The organism is Mesorhizobium sp. M7A.F.Ca.MR.176.00.0.0, from assembly GCF_004023165.1.
Classification (GTDB): Bacteria; Pseudomonadota; Alphaproteobacteria; order Rhizobiales; family Rhizobiaceae; genus Mesorhizobium.
Genome location: NZ_RZTC01000010.1, coordinates 12876 through 33656, shown reverse-complemented (window position 1 = coordinate 33656; position 20781 = coordinate 12876). Strand labels below are relative to the sequence as shown.

The 20781-nt window shown below is 63.8% G+C and carries 21 protein-coding genes; 10 read left to right on the top strand and 11 right to left on the bottom strand.

All coding sequences use genetic code 11. The annotated features are described in order from the left end of the window. Positions 1 to 8 precede the first annotated feature (8 nt). Complete coding sequence (locus tag EOB59_RS06050; RefSeq protein WP_128287912.1) at positions 9 to 620, bottom strand: LysE family translocator; 612 nt, start codon at positions 618 to 620, stop codon at positions 9 to 11. Between the two features lie 394 nt (positions 621 to 1014). Between EOB59_RS06050 and EOB59_RS06045 the strand changes: the two genes are divergently transcribed. Continuing rightward, entirely contained in the window at positions 1015 to 1641 is a 627-nt protein-coding gene (locus EOB59_RS06045) for a DUF1062 domain-containing protein (protein WP_128287911.1), read from the top strand. 60 nt (positions 1642 to 1701) lie between these two features. Here the strand turns inward: EOB59_RS06045 and typA are convergent, their stop codons facing one another. Next, complete coding sequence (gene typA, locus EOB59_RS06040; RefSeq protein ID WP_128287910.1) at positions 1702 to 3531, bottom strand: translational GTPase TypA; 1830 nt, start codon at positions 3529 to 3531, stop codon at positions 1702 to 1704. Positions 3532 to 3728: 197 nt separating this feature from the next. Between typA and EOB59_RS06035 the strand changes: the two genes are divergently transcribed. Next, positions 3729 to 4010: a hypothetical protein gene (locus EOB59_RS06035; RefSeq protein WP_245481835.1), complete on the top strand. Its 282-nt coding sequence runs from the start codon at positions 3729 to 3731 to the stop codon at positions 4008 to 4010. A 91-nt stretch (positions 4011 to 4101) separates the two neighbouring features. Here EOB59_RS06035 and EOB59_RS06030 read toward each other — a convergent pair whose 3' ends face one another. Then, the gene (locus tag EOB59_RS06030) at positions 4102 to 5676 is read right to left on the bottom strand and encodes an alkaline phosphatase (protein WP_128287909.1); all 1575 of its coding nucleotides are present in this window, start codon (positions 5674 to 5676) and stop codon (positions 4102 to 4104) included. Between the two features lie 263 nt (positions 5677 to 5939). Beyond that, positions 5940 to 7223, bottom strand: coding sequence for an MFS transporter (locus tag EOB59_RS06025; protein WP_164895590.1), 1284 nt, complete (start codon positions 7221 to 7223; stop codon positions 5940 to 5942). Between the two features lie 74 nt (positions 7224 to 7297). On the opposite strand from EOB59_RS06025, the gene EOB59_RS06020 reads away from it, so the two are divergent. After that, positions 7298 to 7915 (top strand): TetR/AcrR family transcriptional regulator, encoded by a 618-nt coding sequence (locus EOB59_RS06020; RefSeq protein ID WP_127267937.1) that lies wholly within the window; start codon positions 7298 to 7300, stop codon positions 7913 to 7915. A gap of 45 nt (positions 7916 to 7960) precedes the next feature. Next, positions 7961 to 8554: a hypothetical protein gene (locus tag EOB59_RS06015; RefSeq protein WP_128287907.1), complete on the top strand. Its 594-nt coding sequence runs from the start codon at positions 7961 to 7963 to the stop codon at positions 8552 to 8554. Positions 8555 to 8779: 225 nt separating this feature from the next. On the opposite strand, the gene ppa is transcribed toward EOB59_RS06015, so the two are convergent. From ppa to EOB59_RS05980, 6 genes are all read right to left on the bottom strand, one after another. Then, entirely contained in the window at positions 8780 to 9313 is a 534-nt protein-coding gene (ppa, locus tag EOB59_RS06010) for an inorganic diphosphatase (protein ID WP_013528997.1), read from the bottom strand. A 112-nt stretch (positions 9314 to 9425) separates the two neighbouring features. Then, positions 9426 to 9932 carry a GNAT family N-acetyltransferase gene (locus tag EOB59_RS06005; RefSeq protein WP_013528996.1) on the bottom strand — a complete coding sequence of 169 codons (507 nt, stop codon included), beginning with the start codon at positions 9930 to 9932 and terminating at the stop codon, positions 9426 to 9428. Between the two features lie 306 nt (positions 9933 to 10238). Next, on the bottom strand, positions 10239 to 10877 hold the full coding sequence (locus EOB59_RS06000) for a TPM domain-containing protein (RefSeq protein WP_128287906.1): 639 nt from the start codon (positions 10875 to 10877) through the stop codon (positions 10239 to 10241). A gap of 8 nt (positions 10878 to 10885) precedes the next feature. Further along, a complete protein-coding gene (locus tag EOB59_RS05995) occupies positions 10886 to 11767 on the bottom strand; it encodes a YgcG family protein (RefSeq protein WP_128287905.1) in 882 nt (293 codons plus the stop codon). A 4-nt stretch (positions 11768 to 11771) separates the two neighbouring features. Then, positions 11772 to 12623: a YgcG family protein gene (locus EOB59_RS05990; protein WP_128287904.1), complete on the bottom strand. Its 852-nt coding sequence runs from the start codon at positions 12621 to 12623 to the stop codon at positions 11772 to 11774. A gap of 258 nt (positions 12624 to 12881) precedes the next feature. Beyond that, entirely contained in the window at positions 12882 to 13520 is a 639-nt protein-coding gene (locus EOB59_RS05980) for a LemA family protein (protein WP_127269647.1), read from the bottom strand. Positions 13521 to 13682: 162 nt separating this feature from the next. On the opposite strand from EOB59_RS05980, the gene EOB59_RS05975 reads away from it, so the two are divergent. From EOB59_RS05975 to EOB59_RS05950, 6 genes are all read left to right on the top strand, one after another. Then, positions 13683 to 13934: a hypothetical protein gene (locus tag EOB59_RS05975; RefSeq protein WP_127808777.1), complete on the top strand. Its 252-nt coding sequence runs from the start codon at positions 13683 to 13685 to the stop codon at positions 13932 to 13934. A 13-nt stretch (positions 13935 to 13947) separates the two neighbouring features. After that, positions 13948 to 14832 (top strand): pyridoxal kinase PdxY, encoded by an 885-nt coding sequence (gene pdxY, locus EOB59_RS05970; RefSeq protein ID WP_128287902.1) that lies wholly within the window; start codon positions 13948 to 13950, stop codon positions 14830 to 14832. 14 nt (positions 14833 to 14846) lie between these two features. Further along, positions 14847 to 15590, top strand: coding sequence for a DUF429 domain-containing protein (locus EOB59_RS05965; protein WP_128287901.1), 744 nt, complete (start codon positions 14847 to 14849; stop codon positions 15588 to 15590). 148 nt (positions 15591 to 15738) lie between these two features. Beyond that, positions 15739 to 16383 carry a carbonic anhydrase gene (locus tag EOB59_RS05960; protein WP_023811712.1) on the top strand — a complete coding sequence of 215 codons (645 nt, stop codon included), beginning with the start codon at positions 15739 to 15741 and terminating at the stop codon, positions 16381 to 16383. Then, complete coding sequence (locus EOB59_RS05955; RefSeq protein ID WP_127269640.1) at positions 16380 to 16814, top strand: nuclear transport factor 2 family protein; 435 nt, start codon at positions 16380 to 16382, stop codon at positions 16812 to 16814. Before EOB59_RS05960 ends, EOB59_RS05955 begins: the two co-directional genes overlap by 4 nt. A gap of 95 nt (positions 16815 to 16909) precedes the next feature. Beyond that, a complete protein-coding gene (locus EOB59_RS05950) occupies positions 16910 to 18961 on the top strand; it encodes a M3 family metallopeptidase (protein ID WP_128287900.1) in 2052 nt (683 codons plus the stop codon). A gap of 147 nt (positions 18962 to 19108) precedes the next feature. Here the strand turns inward: EOB59_RS05950 and EOB59_RS05945 are convergent, their stop codons facing one another. Beyond that, a complete protein-coding gene (locus tag EOB59_RS05945) occupies positions 19109 to 20602 on the bottom strand; it encodes a M81 family metallopeptidase (RefSeq protein ID WP_128287899.1) in 1494 nt (497 codons plus the stop codon). Between the last annotated feature and the right edge of the window lie 179 nt (positions 20603 to 20781).

The following is a 20781-nucleotide window of genomic DNA, read 5'->3' as shown; positions in this document are numbered from 1 at the left end:
GGGGAAGATCAGCGAGCAGCGATCGCCGCCGCGGCGCCCGCCATCGTCGTCGCGCTGACGCGGTTGGCGATCTTCATGGCGCGCTTGCTCTTCAAAAGCTTGCGCGCCTGTGATGCGGCAAGCACCCAGGCGAGATCGATGGCGACCAGCACCACGGCCATGGTCGCCGTCAGCTCGACCCAGCCGACGATGCTGACCGAAGCGAGGTCGATGATGGTCGGCAGCAGCGCCAGGTAGAACATCATGATCTTGGGATTGCCAAGCGTCACCGCCATGCCGGCGAAGAACAGCTTTGCCGGAGAATCCTCGCGCGGCATCTCGCCCTCTTTTGCATCGACAGGCGCGGTCCACATTTTCCAGGCGAGGTAAGCGAGATAGGCGACGCCGACCCATTTCACCACGACGAAGGCGAAATGGAAGGTCTGCGCCACGACAGCCAGGCCGAACACCGCCAGCGACAGCCAGATGCCCTCGCCGATCCACATGGCGAGCAGGAACGGGAACACGTCGCGAAACCCTTTCGAGATGACGCGCGCGACAAGCGCCGCGATCGATGGACCGGGCGAACCCGCGGCAACGAACAGAGCGGCGGCGAAAATCAGGAGCGAGGTGGCGTGCATAACCGGGGTCTCTGGTTGAAAACCTTCGATTTCGGATATTAGCGCAAGTGGCTCGGCTGCGGTAGCACCGACAAAAGACCCTTGTCGGTCCAGCATTTCGCGGCTAGAAAGGCCGCCGCGAAACAATTTTGAGCGTCACTTTGCCTACGTAACCGCCGGTCTCGTCAACTCCCCCGACACACTGCATGACACCGCATTCGCGGTGTCTGTCTTCATTTCATGTGTTCTTCTGGGCGGCGGTTCGAGACCGGTTTGGCACTGCTGAACCGTTGTTGCGCGCTGCCGCCCGTGACATCCGATTTCCGATCATAGCAAGCGACCGCCACGCCGCGCCCGCATGGGCATCTCGACATCGCCGGCCTGATGAACTTCCCGACGGGAAGGGCTTATCGGCATGTCTGGACTTCAGCGTATCCATTGGACGATCGCACCCCAAACCCCACCTCGGCCGCTCATCAGCTGCAATCGTTGCGGCACTGTGAAGGCCTATTGCAGCAGCGGGAAATTCCGCGTCAACGCCAATGGCAAACGCATCGACGTGTGGCTGATCTATCGCTGCATCGACTGCGACAACTCCTGGAATTTCGGCATTTTCGAGCGCTGCAACCGCCGCGACATCGACCCGACGCTGCTGGCGGCGCTCGAACGCAACGATCCTGCACTCGCTCACCGTCATGCCTTCGATGTAATCGCGTTGCGCAACCGGATCGGGCGCGTCGAGGAGTTCTCCGATGTCAGCGTTCACAAGCGCAGGCTCGGCGACACCGGGGAAGCCGCGACCGTGTTGGAGATCCAGCTTGGACTGGAAATGCCGACATCGCTGCGACTCGACCGGCTGCTCGCTGGCGAACTCGGCATCTCGCGATCACGGCTTCAGGCGCTGGAAAAGAGGCGGCTGCTCATCGTTGACCCAGATGGCGCAAAGGCCCTGCGCAAGCGTACCGGCGCGGGAATCGCGATCCGCATCGATCTGGCCGGCGAGGCCGATCGGCAGGCCATCATCTCGGCTGCCGGTGGATGAACGAAAAAGGGGCGGAACACTGGTTGCTCCGCCCCTCTCGATTGTCGGAAAATAGAGAGCTTACGCCGCGCCGACCACCTTGGACGACTTCTCGAACCGCTTGCGCTCGTTCGGATCGAGATAGAGCTTGCGCAGCCGAATGGTCTTCGGCGTCACTTCGACCAGTTCATCGTCCTGGATCCAGGCCAGGGCGCGTTCCAGCGTCATGCGGATCGGCGGCGTCAGCTTGACCGCCTCGTCCTTGCCGGCGGCACGGATGTTGGTCAGCTTCTTGCCCTTGAGCACGTTCACTTCAAGATCATTGTCGCGGCTATGGATGCCGATGATCATGCCCTGATATACCTTGACGCCCGGATCGATGACCATCGGGCCGCGATCTTCCAGGTTCCACATGGCGTAGGCGACCGATTCGCCCTGTTCGTTGGAAATCAGCACGCCATTGGTGCGGCCCGGCAGCTCGCCCTTGTAGGGCTCATAGGCATGGAAGAGCCGGTTCATCACGGCGGTGCCGCGCGTGTCGGTCAAAAGCTCCGACTGGTAGCCGATCAGGCCACGGGTCGGCGCGTGGAAGACGATGCGCTGGCGATTGCCGCCGGACGGGCGCAGTTCGACCATCTCGGCCTTGCGCTCGGACATCTTCTGCACGACGACGCCGGCATGCTCCTCATCGACGTCGATGACGACTTCTTCGACCGGCTCCAGCAATTCGCCGTTCTCGCCCTTCTGCATGACGACGCGCGGACGCGACACGGCGATTTCAAAGCCTTCGCGGCGCATCGTCTCGATCAGCACGGCCAGCTGCAATTCGCCGCGGCCGGAGACGAAGAACGAATCCTTGTCGGGCGATTCCTCGATCTTCAGCGCGACATTGCCTTCGGCTTCGCGCAGCAGGCGGTCGCGGATGACGCGGCTGGTCACCTTGTCGCCTTCGGTGCCGGCCAACGGACTGTCGTTGACCAGGAACGACATCGTCACGGTGGGCGGATCGATCGGCTGCGCATGCAGCGGTTCGCTCACGCTCGGGTCGCAGAACGTGTCGGCGACGGTGCCCTTCGACAGGCCGGCAATGGCGACGATGTCGCCCGCCTGCGCTTCTTCGATCGGCTGGCGCTCAAGGCCGCGGAAGGCCAGGATCTTCGAAATACGGCCGGTTTCGATCTGGGTGCCGTCATGGTGCAGCACCTTGACCGGCTGGTTGGCCTTCAGCGTGCCGCTCTCGATACGGCCGGTGATGATGCGGCCGAGGAACGGATTGGCTTCCAGGATGGTGCCGATCATGCGGAACGGGCCGGGATGAACGGTCGGCTCCGGCACATGCTGGATGACGAGGTCGAACAGCGGCCCCAGTTGCTGGTCCTTGGGTCCTTCCGGATTTTCCGAAACCCAGCCATCGCGGCCTGAACCGTACAGAATCGGGAAGTCGAGCTGCTCGTCGGTGGCGTCGAGCGCCGCGAAAAGGTCGAACACCTCGTTGACCACCTCGACGTGACGGGCGTCCGGACGGTCGATCTTGTTGATGACGACGATCGGCTTCAGGCCGACCTTGAGCGCCTTGCCGACGACGAACTTGGTTTGCGGCATCGGCCCTTCGGCTGCGTCGACCAGCACGATGGCTGAGTCCACCATCGACAGGATGCGTTCGACCTCGCCACCGAAATCGGCGTGGCCGGGGGTGTCGACGATGTTGATGCGGGTATCCTTCCAGTCGACCGAAGTCGCCTTGGCCAGGATGGTGATGCCGCGTTCCTTTTCGAGGTCGTTGGAATCCATGGCGCGCTCGGCGACGCGCTGATTGTCTCGGAAGGAGCCGGACTGCTTCAAAAGCTGGTCGACCAGGGTGGTCTTTCCATGGTCGACGTGCGCGATGATCGCGATATTACGGATTTTCATGTTCTGGTCTCGGAAGCGTTGCAGGCAGCAGGCCAAAAGGCGCTGCCTCTTTCGGTTGCGCGGCTCATACAGGGTTTTTCGCAGTTGCGAAAGAGGAGGAGCGTCACCAAATACTCATCAAATCTTAAGCATCTGCGTGTGAGATGATTTTGTTAACCAAGGCGGGAACCCTTTGGGGCCCGGGCAGTTCAAACGTCATGACCGATAAACTCAACCGATTCTGGCCGCTCATCGCGTCTGTTGCCTTCGCCGTCCTGCTGGCGGCCAACGCCGCACAGTCGGCCGCGACGATGAAGGAATCACGGCCTGCCTTGCCGTCAGAGGCACAGTCGGCCGAGCAGATTTTCGCCGACGCACCGGACGGCGTCGACCCGATGGTGACCGGCCCGGTCAGCGCCTCCTTCAAGCAGCGGCAGGACGCCGCCAACTGCGACAGCGCCGTCTGGCCGAATATTCCCATGGTCTGCTACCCGGACTAGTCAGCGCTTCACCCCCCGCCCCGTCTCGCCAGCTTCGCTTTGCGAAGCCGCCGCCGACCTTCCCCACAAGGGGGAGGGTTGAGAAGCGCGCTTACGCCGACCGCACCGGGTCGAGCGTCACCTTGTAGAGTTCGTTGTCGTCGCGATCCATCAGCCGCACCGTCATCTGCTCGCTGGCGCCTGAAATATCGACGAGCCCGAAGAATTGCAGCCCGGCCGAGGGCGGCAGGTTCTGTCCCTGTTCGGCGGTCGGCGCCTTGATGAACTTCAGCTCCGGACCGAACGTCATGTCGAAATCGTTGGGACCGAACGTGCCGGCATGGATCGGACCCGAGACGAATTCCCAGAACGGATTGAACTCCTGGAACTGCGCCTTGTCCGGGTTGTAATAATGCGCGGCCGTGTAATGCACATCTGCGGTGAGCCAGACGGTGTTGCTGATGCCGGCATTCTTTATGAAGCGCAGCAGGTCGGCGATCTCGAGCTCGCGCCCTTTTGGCAAGCCATTGTCGCCATTGCTGACCGCTTCGGCGCCAACCTTCTTGGTGCCGTCGTCCCAGACGACGAGGCCGAGCGGCATGTCGGCGGCGATGATTTTCCAGGTCGCCTTCGAATTCGCCAGTTCGCGCTTCAGCCATTTCGTCTGCTGTTCGCCGAGCATGCGCGATTGCGGCGTCATCTCATCCTGCATGTCGGGACCATTGGGGCCGCGATAGGAGCGCATGTCGAGGAAGAACACGTCGAGCAGCGGCCCATAAGCGATCTTGCGATAGACGCGGCCGGGCTCGGAAGGTTCGTAGCGGATCGTCGTCATCTCGTGGAAAGCCCGCGCCGCGCGGGCCGCCAGCACGTGGATGGATTTTTCCGTGTAGCGGTTGTCGGCGCTGAGGTCCTTCGAATCTGACCAGTTGTTCAGCACTTCATGGTCGTCCCACTGGTAGAAGGTCGGGCAGATGGCGCTCAGGCCGAGCACGCTCCTGTCCATCATGTTGTATTTCCACTGGTCCCGGTACTCGTCCAGCGTTTCGGCGACCTTGCGCTTGCCGTCGATCAGCACGACGTTCTTCCACTTGCCGCCGCCGGGCAGGTCGACCTCGTCCTTCATGGCGCCGTCGGCATAGATGGTGTCGCCCGAATGCAGGAAGAAGTCAGGCGTGTGCTTGCCGATCGTGGCGTAAGTCTTCATGCCGGTCTCATCGATGCCCCAGCCCTGGCCGGCGGTGTCGCCGGACCAGGCAAAGCGGATGTCGCGCTTCGAGGCTGGCGCCGTCCTGAAACGGCCGGTGATCGGCTCCGAAACGGCATTGATGTCGGCGAGATCGGCCGATGTCATGCGATAGAAGATATCCTGGTCTGAAGCGAGGTCGGTGAGCAGCCGCTTGACCGTGTAGTCGCTGGCCGGCGACGTATCGAGCGGCGCCAGCCGCGTCGCATTGGCAAAATTCTCCGTCGACGATACCTCGAACATGACGCGCGACGGTCGGTCGGTGCGCGTCCACACCACGCCGCTGGTGGCGTCGACATCGCCGGACTGGACGCCATGGGTGAAGGAAGGCCGCTGATTGGCGCGCGAATAATAGGGTAGCGCCAGGCTCGAAACGCCGGCTAGGCCAACGGCGCCGGCGGAGGTGACGAAAGCGCGGCGGGTCATCGAAAGCTTGTTCATGGCTGTCTCCTGGATGGCTTGAACGGTGCCACCAAAATCCAGCGTCAATGTTTCAGGCGCATCTCGGGATGATGAAGGTTTGATAACAATGAACAGGGTAATCTCCCCCCTCGAGGGGGAGATGTCGCCAGAGGCGACAGAGGGGGTCGCCGCGCGTGGAGCGCTAACCTCCTTCTATCGCAAGAGGCCGAGCCCAGTCGGACCGACCCCCTCTGGCCGCTTCGCGGCCATCTTCCCCTCGAGGGGGGAGATTAGCGTCGCGCCTAAGCCGCTTGCGGCTCCGGATCGAACGCCGGCTTGCTGGTGTTGATCAGCAGCGAGATACAGGCGGCGGCGATTGCCGTCATGCCGGCGATCAGGAACGCCAGTTCGTAATTGCCCTGCAATTCGCGCATGGTGCCGCCAAAGGCGGCGGCAGCGGCCGCACCGATCTGGTGCCCGGCGACGATCCAGCCGAACACGATCGGCCCGCTGCGGTCGCCGAACGCCTCGTTGGCGAGCCGCAGCGTCGGCGGCACGGTGGCGATCCAGTCGAGGCCGTAGAGCACGGCGAAGATGATCAAGCTGGTGGCCGAGAAGCCGGAATAGGGCAGATAGATCAGCGACAGGCCACGAATGCCGTAATAGACGCCGAGCAGCTTGCGCGGATCGTAGCGGTCGGTGAGCCAGCCCGACAACGTCGTGCCGATCAGGTCGAAGATGCCCATCATCGACAGCAGGCCGGCGGCCTGCACTTCGCCGATGCCCATGTCGCCGCAGAACGCGATCAGATGCGTGCCGACCAGCCCGTTGGTGGTGAAGCCGCAGACGAAGAAGGTGGCGAACAGATACCAGAACACCCGCGTGCCGGCGGCACGGCGCAGCGTCGAGAACGTATGCGCCAGAAAATTGCCCTGTGACGCAGGCGGAGTGGGCGGCACGTCGTCAGCCTCGGCGCCGTAGCGCACCATGCCGATCGATGCCGGCCGCTCCGGCACCAGCAGCCAGACCAGCGGTATCAGGGCAGCGGTCGCGATCGCGACCGCAATGACAACCGGCTGCCAGCCGCCCGACTGCGCCAGCGCGGCGATCAGCGGCAGGAACACCAGCATGCCCGAGGCGCTGGAGGCCGACATCAATCCCATGACAAGCCCGCGATTGGTCTTGAACCACCGGTTGACGATGGTCGCGCCGAGCACGCTGGCGACAGCACCGGAACCAATGCCCGAGAACACGCCCCAGGTGATGAACAGATGCCACGGCTTGGTCATCAGCAGGCTGAGCGCGGTCGAGCCCGACATCACCACCAGCGAGGCCAGCAGCGTGCGGCGAAGCCCGATGCGCTCCATCAGGGCTGCGGCAAATGGCCCTGTCAGGCCGTAAAGCAGGATGCCGACACCGGCGGCCAGCGAGATGATGTCGCGCCGCCAGCCGAAACTGTTCTCCAGCGGCAGCATCATGACGGCGGGCGCGGACCGCAGGCCGGCCGCGACCAGCAGGCTAAGGAAGATGACGCCAACCACGACGAAAGCGTAGCGCTGGCCAAATGGGCGGGATTGAGTTATCATGTTACTGACCGGTACGTTGCAGGTTGGGAGCATGTATACGTACCGATCGGTAACATTGTCAATCGAGCCACACGATGCCAACGGACAAAAATATTGATCTGACCATCAGCGACGATCATGCATCGGCGCCGCCGAAAGCCGCCAAAAAGATCCTCGATGTGGCCTATGACCTGTTCTACCGGCGCGGCATCAGAGCGATCGGCGTCGACGAGATCGTCAAACGCGCCGGTGTCACCAAGCCCAGCCTCTATCGCAGCTTTCCGTCCAAGGATGAACTGGCCGCCTCCTATCTCAGGCAGTACGATCTTGAATATTGGGAGCGTTTCGACGAGGCGGTTGCGGCTCATCCCGGCGACCCGCGCGCACAGATCAAGGCTTTCCTGACCCGCATCGGCAAGCGCACGCAAGTGGCGGACTATCGCGGCTGCGGCATGACCAACGCGGCGGTCGAATATCCCGACCACAGCCATCCGGCCCGTGTGGTCAGCGAGGCCAACAAGCAGGAATTGCGCCGCCGCCTGCGCGCCATGGCGGTTGCGATGGGCGCGCAAGACCCTGACACGCTCGGCGACGGCCTGCTGCTGCTGATCGAGGGCGCCTATATCAGTGGCCAGCTGTTCGGGCTCGGCGGCCCGGCGCAAGCGGTCGCCCGCAACGCGGACCTGCTGATTGAAGCGAGCTTGAAGAAATAACGTTTGGCGCTACGCTGCGGCAGCTTGCAACGGAGATTGACCGCCATGCGTGCCATTCTGATCCCGCTTGTTCTGGTCGGTCTCGGTCGGGCTGCGCAAGCCGACGGCATTTCCAGCGCCTACACCGATCTGGATTCGAAAAAGGATTGCGTGACCTACGCGCAGGCCGAGGAAGGCGACGGCGACTGGGCCGAACTCGCCTGTTCGGGCTATCGCGGCTATCCCGTACTGATAGCCTATGACGATGCCCGTGAATCGCTGTTCTACGGCTTTCCCCCCGGCGGCGACATGACGACGGTCTGGGAGAGCTTTTCCGGTTTCAATTCGTCCGGAGCCAAGATCGAATGGCGCATCGAAACCACCGGCGACAAGGCTGTGCCGTATGCAGCCATCCATCGCCGCTCGATCAGCAATCCCGAGGACGAGAAAAAGCCGACCGAGGTGCTGCTCGTCGCCAAGGTCGGCCAGATGGGCGCCCGCGACGGCTGCACCGTCGGCCTCGTGCTGGCCACCGGCAATCCCACCGCCAACGATCAGGCGCGCAAGCTTGCCGACGACAAGGCACGCACCTTCGCCTGCGGCAAGGACAGGCGCACCGTCATCGGCAATGTGCCGGCTTTCGGCCGGGTGGATAACTGAGCACGGCGGAGATTGGGCATCGCACCCGTAGCTTCGTCATCCACGGGCGGAGCAAGGAGCGTAGCGACGCAGCGCAGACCCGAGGATCCATGCCGCGACATCAACACCGCCGCGGCGGTGCAGAATTCCGTTCCGCCGCACACGTCGCCTGGCGTCACGGCATGGATACCAGGGTCTCCGCGACGCCGCTTTGCGGCTGCTCCGCCCTGGTATGACGAAGTTGGGCTACTTGCTCGCCTTGGCCCGCTCGATCGCATCGACGATCATCTTCTTGGCATATTTGGAATCGTGCCAGCCTTCGATCTTGACCCATTTGCCGGGCTCGAGATCCTTGTAGTGCTCGAAGAAGTGCTGCACCTGCTGGCGCGTGATGTCGGGCAGCTGGGTGTATTCGGTGACGTTCTCGTAGCGCAGCGTCAGTTTCGGCGACGGCACGGCAATGATCTTCTCATCCTGGCCGGCATTGTCTTCCATGATCAGCACGCCGATCGGCCTGACGTTGATGACGCAGCCCGGCACCAGGGCGCGCGTGTTGCAGACCAGCACGTCGATCGGATCGCCGTCGCCCGACAGCGTGTGCGGCACGAAGCCGTAATTGCCGGGGTAGCGCATCGAGGTGTGCAGGAAGCGGTCGACGAACAGCGTGCCGGCTTCCTTGTCCATCTCATACTTGATCGGCTCGCCGCCGATCGGCACCTCGATGATGACGTTGACGTCCTCAGGCGGGTTCTTTCCGCTGGCTATGGCTTCAATGCGCATGGCTTAAATCCCTCTCTCGATGGACGATCGATAGCGGGCGGCGCGTCATGGTGCAATGCGGCGAATGGTGCTGGCTGAAATCGGGAGACGCAATGGCCGAAGGGCCGGGCTGTCATTCCCAGACGAAAGCGACCTTCTTGAGCGCCTTCTGCTCGAAGATCTCGACGCCCTCGGCTACATCGCGGCCGCCGGCGCCGGCATAGAAGGCGAGTGCGTTCTGGTTGTCTTCCAGCGCCCACACGACCATGCCTTTCAGCCCGTGATCGGCCAATCGCGCCTTGGCTGCCGAAAACAGGCGGCTGCCGAGCCCGATGCCCTGATATTCTGGCCGCAGGTACAATTCGTAGATTTCGCCTTGCTGCCTGAGTTCACGGGCGCGGTTCTTGCCAATCGTCGCATAGCCGGCAATCTTACCGCCGATCTCGACCACCAGAACAGTGGCGGCGCGGCGAATCGCATTCGCCCACCAGTCGGCACCTCGACGGTTGATCATCGATGTCAGGGTGCGGTGCGGAATGATGCCGGAATAGGCGCCGCGCCAGGCCTCCAGATGCACCTCGGCGATGGCACTGGCATCGCGCGGGTCGGCTTTCCGGATGTCGATCGTCAGCGTATTCATGATTTGTTAACCATAAACCCGCATCGCCCGATTGCAAGAGTCCCGGCGGCCCACCGGCTGCTTTCTCACAGGCGATCATGACACTGATGACATCAGGCAAAGCCTGCTTGAAAACGCGCTCAGCCGAGGCGGATGCCGTGGCTTTCGAGAACCGGAGCGGAGCGTAGTTTGCACGTGAGCACCGGCCTACGCCGGCCGAAGCCTGCCTGCCAAGGCCGCTCATGAGTGAGTGCTTCGGCCGGCGAAGGCCGGAAGCGCAGAAAACCGCGTCAGGCGTCCAACTGAGTAGCGTTTGCGGGCGGGCTTTCAGATTTCGACGAGATGGTCGTCAAGTTCGTTGCTGTCGCCCACTGTGACCGGGAAATGCTCGGCCAACACCGCACCCACCTGCTCGATCGCCTTGACGAAGCCGTCGGCAAGCCGGTCGTCGCCGGCATGCGCGGTAAGGTCGCGCACGACACCGTCCCAGACATGCTGGCCGACCTTGGCGTCGATGCCCGAATCGGCAACCACTTCGGCATAGCGTTCAGCGATCGAGACGAAGACCAGCACGCCGGTGCGCGCCGTGGTGCGGTGGACGTTGCGGGCAAGGAACTGCTTGATCGCGTTGGCGTGCGCCGCCTGGTAGCGCAGCCGCCTCGGCACCAGATGGATGCGCAGGCCGGGCAGCGCCCACAACAAGGCCAGCACGCAGGCAAGCGCCAGGAGCTGGGCGAGGACGAAATGCGGCAGCCGGATCGACAGCCACCAGGCCTCCAGACCGTAGCCGACCGCCAGGCTGACGATCAGCATGTACACGGTCGCCATGAAGGCGGCCGGGAAGAAATAGCCGTCGCTGGCATGCGCCACGACGCAGTAGATCTCGCCGTCGGTTTTCTCCTCGGCGGCGCGGATCGTGGTTGCGATGCGCTCATGATCCTGCGGGCTGATTGGTCGTGTTGCCATGATATGTCTCACCAGCTTCCTGAAGAACCGCCACCACCCGATGAGCCGCCGCCACCGGAAAACCCGCCACCGCCGCTTGATCCCGAAGACCAGCCACCACCGGAGCTCCCCGACGACCAGCCGCCCGAAGACGAACCCGTTGTCCAGCCACGGCTGCCCGAGTACCCGCTCGGCCCACGGCCGTAACGAAACGTCATGCCCAGCCATCTGTACACGCCCGGCGACAGCTTCGTGCCGAACATCGGCGGCAGGAACGCCATCGCCAACCCGCCGAAAAACATCGTCGCCCACAGGATCAGGAACACGGCAACGATCGGATCGATGGACGTGCCGTCATCGGCGGGATTGCGCTTGCCTCGCGCTTCCAGTTCTTCGGGATTGCCCTCCAGCACCATGACCATGTCATCGACGGCTTTGCTGATGCCGCCGGAGAAATCGCCGGCGCGGAAGGCCGGCACCATGTCGTTTTCGATGATGAGCTTGGTATGCAGGTCGGTCAACGTACCTTCCAGCCCATAACCGACCTCGATGCGCATCTTGCGGTCGTTCGGGGCAACCAGCAGGAGCACGCCATTGTTCTCGCCCGCCTGGCCAAGTTTCCAGAAGCGGAACAGGCGGTTGGCGTAGGGCTCGATCTCCTCGCCATCGAGGCTGGGGATCGTCGCGACGACGATCTGGTCGGAACCTTTTGTCTCGAAACCGGCAAGCTTCCGCGTCAGCTCCGCCTTCGTCCCGGCATCGATGATGCCGGCATTGTCGACGACACGGCCGGTCAGCGCCGGCAGGTCGGCCGCGTAGGCCATGACGCAGGAGAACAGCACGACCGCGGCAATCAGGACAGCCGAGGCGAGGCGGTCGCGTTCCGACAGGCTGATGCTGGGTATCGTCATGCCATCACCAGCTTCCCGACGAGCCGCCGCCGCCGGACGAACCGCCGCCGCCGGAAAAGCCTCCACCGCTGCTTGACCCCGAAGACCAGCCGCCGCTGGAACTTCCCGACGACCAGCCACTACGGGAGGATCGCCGGCTTGGCTCGAAGGTCATGCCGAGCCAGCGGTAACGGCCGGGACCAAGCTTCTGGCCGAAGATCGGCGGCAAGATGGAGACAGCAAGACTGCCGACCATAATGGTTATCCATATGCCGATGAACACGGTGAAGAACAGGTCGTCGGACTCGAAGGGCGCCTGCTGGTTGCGCTCGCCGCGCGCCTCCAGCTCCTCCGGATTGCCTTCCAGCACCATGACCATGTCGTCGACGGCTTTGCTGATGCCGCCGGAGAAATCGCCGGCGCGGAACGCCGGCACCATGTCGTTTTCAATGATCAGCTTGGTGTGCAGGTCGGTCAGCGTACCTTCCAGCCCATAACCGACCTCGATGCGCATCTTGCGGTCGTTCGGCGCAACCAGCAGCAGCACGCCGTTGTTTTCCTTCGCCTGCCCAAGTTTCCAGAAGCGGAACAGGCGGTTGGCGTAAGGCTCGATCTCCTCGCCCTCGAGGCTCGGGATCGTCGCCACGACGATCTGGTCGGAGCCTTTTGTCTCGAAATCGGCAAGCTTCCGTGTCAGCGCCGCCTTGGTCGCGGCATCGATGATGCCGGCATTGTCGACGACACGGCCGGTGAGCGCGGGGAGATCGGCGGCGAGGGCGGTGAAGGGGAGGAAGAGGAGGCTTAGAAGAGCGAAAAGGAACCCTAGGCTTGCATTCCGGGGCGCCCCCCTCTGCCCTGCCGGGCATCTCCCCCTCAAGTGGGGAGATTGGCCGCCATCTCCGCTTTCTACAATTTTCAACGTCGCAAGATCGGCGTCAGCGCCGAAGCTGCCAATCTCCCCCCTTGAGGGGGGTGAGGACTGATCCGCGTAGCGGACGGGAAGCCAATTGCTTGGCTTTCCGAACGACGAACGCCCGAAGCGGCAGCGAAGGGCCGGTTCCGGTAGGACAGAGGGGGGTGTTTGCACGCCAGCAGCCCGTCATTTCGCGGGATTTATTCCGATGACAGTCGACGTTCACCCGCCCTGCTTCGTGCCGAAATCGACCTTCGGCGGCTGCATCTTGTCTTCGGCGACAGTGAAATTGGCGAAGGGCTCATTGCCGCGGAACCAGAAGGTCGCCCACAGCACCGAGGGGAAGGTCCTCAGCGTCAGATTGTAGTCCCTGACCGCCTGGATGTAGTCGCGCCGCGACACCGCGATGCGGTTCTCGGTGCCTTCGAGCTGGGCTTGCAGCGCCAGGAAATTCTGATTGGCCTTGAGGTCGGGATAGGCCTCCGAGACCGCGATCAGCCGCGACAGCGCGCTGGTCAGCCCCGCCTGGGCATCCTGAAACTTCTTGAGGGCTTCGGGATCCTTCAGCGTTTCCGGTGTTACCGTGATCTGCGTTGCCTTGGCGCGTGCCTCGACCACCGCGTCGAGCGTATCCTTTTCGTGCGAGGCATAACCCTTCACCGTCTCGACCAGATTGGGGATGAGGTCGGCGCGGCGCTGATACTGGTTCAGCACCTCGCTCCATGCCGCCCTGGCGTTTTCTTCCGCTGTGGGGATGGTGTTGTAGCCGCAGCCGGCAAGCAGCGGCAGCACGATCGCCATCATCAGGAAGGCGGGCAGCGTGCGGAAAATGGACGGCGAGGCAAGGCGCTGGGCAAACATGATGGGGTCCCTCGGTAGAAGTTGCACGCGAAGCATTACCACAATCAGCGCGCAAGAAAACCGCCCGGGCCGGCAGCCCCTCGCCTGCCATGCCCAATGCCGCTGCAAGGGTCTGTGATTGGCCGTACGAACGCGATAAGGTCCGCAAAACGGGACATCATCATGGCGGAGCGCCAGGACAGCGAGAAGGAATCGCGCCGTATCCTCGATCGCATCGCGCACGAGACGAATCCGGCGGGCGACTCGTTTGCGGGGCGGGCCGCGAAAGGCATGCGCGATCACGTCACCGCGGCCGATGCCGATCGCGCCGATCCGATCGAAGTCTGGGGCACCCGCTTTGGCCGCACGCTGGGCCTGCTGCTGGCGCTGGGCCTGATGGTCTGGCTCGTGCTTTACGTCATCCGGGGCAGTTAGGAATCAAACGACAATGAGCGCCGAACAAACCGACGCGCCGCGTGCGGTCATCGTCATTTCCAGCCATGTCGCGCGCGGCTGGGTCGGCAACCGTGCAGCCGTGTTTGCGCTGGAGACCCTGGGGTTCCCGGTCTGGGCGGTGCCGACCGTCATCCTGCCCTGGCATCCCGGCCATGGACGGGCAACACGGATCGTACCGCCGCTCGACCAGTTCAAGGCGCTGATGGCCGATCTCGAGCGGGCGCCATGGCTGGGTGAAGTCGGCGCCGTGTTGTCCGGCTATCTCGGCGAGGCCGGCCAGGCCGAGGCCGTCGCCTCGCTGGTCGCCGCGGTGAAGGCAAGGACACCCGGCGCCGTCTATATCTGCGATCCGGTGATGGGTGATTCGGGCGGCCTCTACGTGCCCGAGCCGACAGCCATCGCCATGCGCGACCGGCTGATGCCGATCGCCGACATAGCCACCCCCAACCGCTACGAACTGGAATGGATGGCCGGCGCCGCGTTGCCCGACCTGAAATCGGCGATCGCGGCAGCGCTCCACGCCGGACCATCGACCATGCTGGTCACCTCTGCGCCGTCGATGATGACGGGCGGCACCGGCAATCTGCTGCTCGATAGCAGCCAGGCGCTGCTCGCCGAACATCGCCTGATCGACAAGCCGCCGAATGGCCTGGGCGATCTGACGGCGGCCGTCTATCTGGCACGTATCCTGTCCGGCCAGCCGCCGGTCAAGGCGCTGCAATCGACGACGGCGGCGGTCTACGAGATCCTGGCGCGCACCGCCAAGCGCGGCGGCGACGAACTGCAGCTCGAAACCGATGCGCAGAGCCTGTCGCATCCGATGGCGATGGTCCAGCTTCGCCACCTCACGCATCCGGGGCGGGGCCGCCGGGCGTAACGTCGACTGAGGCCGTGCTTGTCGGCGTCGACGGCTGCAAGGCCGGCTGGATCGCCGTCCGGTGCGCTTTTGGCATGGCACCGTCGGTCGGTGTCTTTGCAACCTTCACTGCCCTGCTCGCATCCCTTCCCGAAGACGCTGTCATCGCTGTCGACATGCCGATCGGCCTACCCGACTTTTCGGGCAAGGGCGGTCGCGGCCCCGAAGCGCTGGTGCGGCCGCTGCTCGGGGCGCGCCAATCCAGCGTCTTCTCGATCCCCTCCCGTGCCACGCTCTATGCGGAGACCAATGATTTCACCACCATCGAAGCCTGGTATGCCGCGCACATCAGGGCAAGCGAGGTGGCCCTGACCACATCCGACCCGCCGCGCGGAGTCTCGATCCAGGCGTTCGGCATTTTTGCCAAGATCCGCGAGATCGACGCCCTGCTGATCGCGCGACCCGATCTGCGCGGCCGCGTGTTCGAATCGCATCCGGAAGTCGCTTTCTGCCGCCTGAACGGCGATCAGGCCATGCAAGTGCCGAAGAAGATCAAGGGCGGCATCAATCCGGCCGGCATGGCGGAACGCAAGGCTCTGCTTTGCCGGCATGGCTATGACACGGCCTTTCTCGACCAGCCGCCACCGCGCGGCGCCGCCGCCGACGATTTCCTCGACGCGGCCGCGATGACGCTGATCGCCGGTCGCATCGCCAGCGGTGAGCTGCCCGACCCGCCGGGCCGCGACAGCTTTGGCATTCCTGTCGCCATCTGGGCGTAACGCTGTTGGCCAAGGTTGCGCTCGATGCATGGCATTTCTAGCCAGCCCTCATAATTCTGCATTGCTCGCGACCGGCTTTTGCCGCTAGAGCCTCTCTAGACCGCAACGAGCTGCCGCATCCAACCCGGAAAGGCTCCAGACGCCGCCCATGTCCCATCTCCCTGAACATCTTCTCGCCGGCTACCGCAATTTCATGAATGGCCGCTATCTCACAGAGAGCGGGCGCTATCGCGATCTCGCTCGGGAAGGCCAGGCGCCGGAGACGATGATCGTCGCGTGCTGCGATTCGCGTTCGGCGCCCGAGGCGATCTTCGACGCCGGGCCCGGCGAACTCTTCGTGCTGCGCAATGTCGGCAATCTGGTGCCGCCCTATGCTCCCGATGGCGAGTTCCATTCGACCTCGGCGGCGCTTGAATTCGCCGTGCAGAGCCTCAAGGTCAAGAACATCGTCGTCATGGGCCATGGCCGCTGTGGCGGCATCCGTGCAGCGCTCGACACCAATTCCGCGCCGCTTTCGCCCGGCGACTTCATCGGCAAGTGGATGAGCCTGATCGCGCCGGCGGCCGAAACCGTCTCCTCCAGCACCTTCATGACCGCGTCGGAGCGCCAGACCGCGCTGGAGCGCATCTCGATCCGCTATTCCATCGCCAACCTCAGAACCTTTCCCTGCGTCTCGATTCTCGAGGGCAAGGGGCGACTGTCGCTGCATGGGGCCTGGTTCGATATTTCGACCGGCGAACTCTGGACGATGAACAAGGAAACCGGCGATTTCGAACGGCCGGAGCTGGGATGAACACAGCGGCGCGCAAGGTGGTGAACATCAGGTCGGCCGCTTTGACGGCGGCCGCGCTGCTGATAGCGATTATTGCCGCCCGCGCCGATGATCGTGCCCTCATCAGCCGCTGGTATTCGGCGCTGCTGGTCGCCGACCGCACCGAACTGTCCGACCTGCTCGCCGATGATGTCCGCATCAAGCTGGACGACCTCGGCATCGTGCAAAGCAAGCAGGAATTCATCGCCTCGATGGACGAATGGAAAGGTGCGGTTGCGGGCGCAGCGATCCGGCATCGGATCGAAAAGAGCGAAGGCGGGGTCACCACCGTGGTCGCCTGCTACGACTTTCCCAACAATGACAAGCTCATGCATGAGACTTTCGCGGTGACCGACGACCGCATCACCGCCAGTTCGCAAGCGGCAATCGCCGAGACGTGCGACGGCTTCTGACGCCATCCTGAGGGCCGAGCCGTTGCGCCTTGCGAGGCCTCGCCCTACATCGGGGACGACCAAACCTCTCCCCGTCAACGATCGAAAGACTGTCCATGCCTTCCACGAAAGCCGTCGACCTCGCCGCCCATCCGCTGACCGCGTGGCAAGGGCCGCTCGGCCTGCCCGATTTCACGCGCATTGGCGATGGCGACTTTTCCCCGGTCTTCGACGCGGCGCTGAAGGCGCACGAGGCCGAGATCGAGGCGATCGCCGGCAACAAGGATGCGCCGACCATCGAGAACACGCTTGCCGCGCTGGAACTCGGCGGCGAAGCGCTCGATCGCGTCTCGTCGATCTTCTGGTGCCGCGCCGGCGCCTACACCAACGAGACGATCCAGGCGCTGGAGCGCGACATCTCGCCGAAAATGTCCAGGCATTTCTCGGCGATTTCGATGAATGAGCGGCTGTTTGCCCGCATCGACGATCTCTACCAGCGCCGCGAGAGCCTGAAGCTCGACGCAGAGACCCTGCGGGTCCTGGAAAAGACCTGGAAGGGTTTTGTCCGCTCCGGCGCCAAACTCGATGCCGACGGCAAGAAGCGGCTGGCCAAGATCAGCGAGGAATTGTCCTCGCTCGGTACCAGCTTCGGCCAGAATGTGCTGGCCGACGAGAGCGACTGGGCACTGTTCCTCGATGAGGCCGACCTTGCCGGCCTGCCGGACTTCGTGAAAAGCTCGATGGCCGAAGCCGCCGAGATACGCGGCCAGAAGGGCCGCTACGCCGTCACCCTGTCGCGCTCGATCTACGAGCCGTTCTCGACCTTCTCCGAGCGCCGCGATCTGCGCGAGATCGCCTTCCGCGCCTTCACCATGCGCGGCCAGAATGGCGGCGCCACCGACAACACGAACGTGGTGCGCGACATGCTGCGCCTGCGCGCCGAGAAGGCAAAGCTGCTCGGCTACGCCTCCTTCGCCGCGCTGAAGCTCGATGACACCATGGCCAAGACACCGAAGGCCGTGCACGCGCTGCTCGACCCGGTGTGGGAAAAGGCGCTTGAGAAGGCAGCAAGCGACCAGATCGAATTGCAACGGCTGGCGACGGAGGCCGGCAGCAACGAAAAATTCGCCGCCTGGGACTGGCGCTTCTACCAGGAGAAACTGCGCGCGGAAAAATTCGCCTTCGACGAGGCGGAACTGAAGCCCTATCTGCAGCTCGACCGCATCATCGACGCTTGCTTCGATGTGGCGACACGGCTGTTCGGCATCACCTTCGAGGAGAAGAAGGGCATCGCTGCCTGGCACCCCGACGCCCGCGTCTTCGTGGTGAAAAATGCCGACGGCAGCGAGCGCGGCCTGTTCCTCGCTGATTATTTCGCCCGGCCCTCGAAGCGCTCCGGCGCCTGGATGAGCGCGCTGCAGTCCGGCTACAGGCTCGGCCACGGTGCGAGCCCGGTCATCTACAACATCATGAACTTCGCCAAGCCGCCGGCCGGCGAGCCCGCGCTGCTGTCGGTCGACGAGGCGAAGACGCTGTTCCACGAGTTCGGCCACGCGCTGCACGGCATGCTGACCGACGTCACCTGGCCGTCGGTAGCCGGCACCTCGGTCAGCCGCGATTTCGTCGAATTGCCCTCGCAGCTCTACGAGCACTGGCTGACCGTGCCGGCGGTGCTGGAAAAACACGCGCTGCACGTCAAGACCGGCAAGCCGATGCCCAAGGCGCTGCTCGACAAGATGCTGGCCGCGCGGACTTTTGGCGCCTTTGCAACAGTAGAGTTCACCGCATCCGCGCTGATGGACATGGCTTATCACGCACGGCCGGATGCGCCTGAAGTACCACTTCGTTTCGAAACCGAAACGCTTGCAGAGCTGCACATGCCGGACACCATAGCCATGCGTCACCGCACCCCGCATTTCGGCCACGTCTTCTCCGGCGACGGCTATTCGGCCGGCTATTATTCCTACATGTGGTCGGAAGTGCTCGACGCCGATGCCTTCGCTGCCTTTGAGGAAACCGGAGACCCCTTCAACCCGTCGCTCGCCGAACGGCTGCGCAAGAACATCTACGCCGCCGGCGGTTCGAAGGATCCGGAAGAACTCTACACCGCCTTCCGCGGCAAGATGCCGTCGCCCGAAGCGATGATGGTGAAGCGGGGATTGGTGTAGCACCGGATAATCTCCCCCCCTCGAGGGGAAATGGCCGCGAAGCGGCCAGAGGGGGTCGGTTCGACCGGGCTCGGCCTGCTGCGGCAGAAGAAGGTTGGCGCATTATGTCAGGCGACCCCCTCTGTCGCCTTAAGCGACATCTCCCCCTCAAGGGGGGAGATTGCCAGCATCCTTCCAAGGATCCGTCACCCTTGGCCACACCGGCCGCGTCAGCTTGGTATAATTCGTCACCGCCGGATTGCTGGGATACGAGCTGGGCGCCGAGACATAGATGATCTCGGCGGCGATCGGCTCGAAGCCGGCGTAGAAATGGTTGGTCGACTTGATCAGCAGCATGTCCTTGGTCATCGGATCGACGCCGATGTTGGAAAAGATATCCGGCTCGAAGGTCTGTGTGCGGTTGGTGTTGAGAATGATGTCGACCTCGGTGCCTTCGAGGCGGACCAGCGCCGTCGGCCCCAGCGTCACCCGGCTTGGCCCGAAACTCTGCCAGCCCTCCGCAACCGCTTTCAGCACGCGCACGCGCGCGTCGATCGGCTCGCCGGCCTGTGGACCGGCCTTGCCGCCGAAGCGCAGATCGATGACCGCGCCTTCGCCCGCCGCCAGGCAGAAGGTGACCGCGATCGGATCCCAGATCGTCGCCACGGCGAACCTGTCCAGGCCACGCGCCAGCATCTGGCGCAGCACGAAGGTGCCGTCGCCGGGCACACCGCCGCCGGGATTGTCCCAGATATCGGCGATGACCACCGGCTTGCCCGGATTCTCGGCGCGCACGGCCAGCGCCCGGTCGATGCCGTCGGCGGCGCTCAGCATCGTCATCGCCGTCTTTTCGCGCAGCGCGTAGAGTTCCCGCCCGAGCCTTTCCGCCAGCGCGTCACCCTTGGCCTTGTCATTGTCGGTGACGACCAGGATGCGCGTGCCCATCTCGGCCACGTCGGCCGCCATGAAGCCATGGATGACCGAGACCGACAGCACACCATCCTTGCCGTGCAGCGCCTTGATGCGGTCGACGAAAGAGCGCATCGGTTCGCGGCTGGTCGGCAGCACCTGGATCATGCGGCAGTCGAAACTCGAGATGACCGGCTTGATCTCGCCCCTCGCCGCCGCAAGCCCAAGCTCGACGACGTGTTCGCCGCGCTCATAGAAATCGGTGTGCGGAAATTCGAGGAAGTAGGCGAGGATGTCGGAGGCCGCCACGCGCTTCGGCGTCAGATGGCTGTGCGGATCGAGTTCCACGGCGATCACCACCTCCGGCCCGACCATTGCGCGAACCCGTTCGAGCAGGTCGCCTTCGCAGTCGTCATAGCCTTGCGCCACCATGGCGCCATGCAGGCCGAGGATGACGGCATCGACCGGCAGCGCCGCCTCGAGCTGGCCAAGGATCTCGTCGCGCAGAGCCTCATAGGTCTGCCGCTGCACCAGGCCGCCCGGCTCCGCCCAGCTTGCGGTGCCCTCGATGACATCGAGGCCTTCGGCCGCTGCCCGCCGGCGCAGCGCCACCATCGGCGAGGAGCACAGTGTCGGCGTTTCCGGATGCTTGCCGGGCCCGGCATAGAAGGCCATCTCGAACGAGGCCCTGTCGGTCGGCACCGGCGAAAAGGTGTTGGTTTCTGTCGCCAGCGAGGCGGTGAAAATGCGCATGAAAGCTCCGTCCGTGAATAGGCGCTATTTGACCGCCCCGAGCGCCAGCCCGCGAACGAGGTAGCGCTGCAGCCAGATGAACAGGATGGCCACCGGCAAGGTCGCCAGCAGCGTCGCGGCCATGACGTGGTGCCATTCGATGGTGTAGCGGCCGGCGACCTCCATCCAGGCGGCTTCCT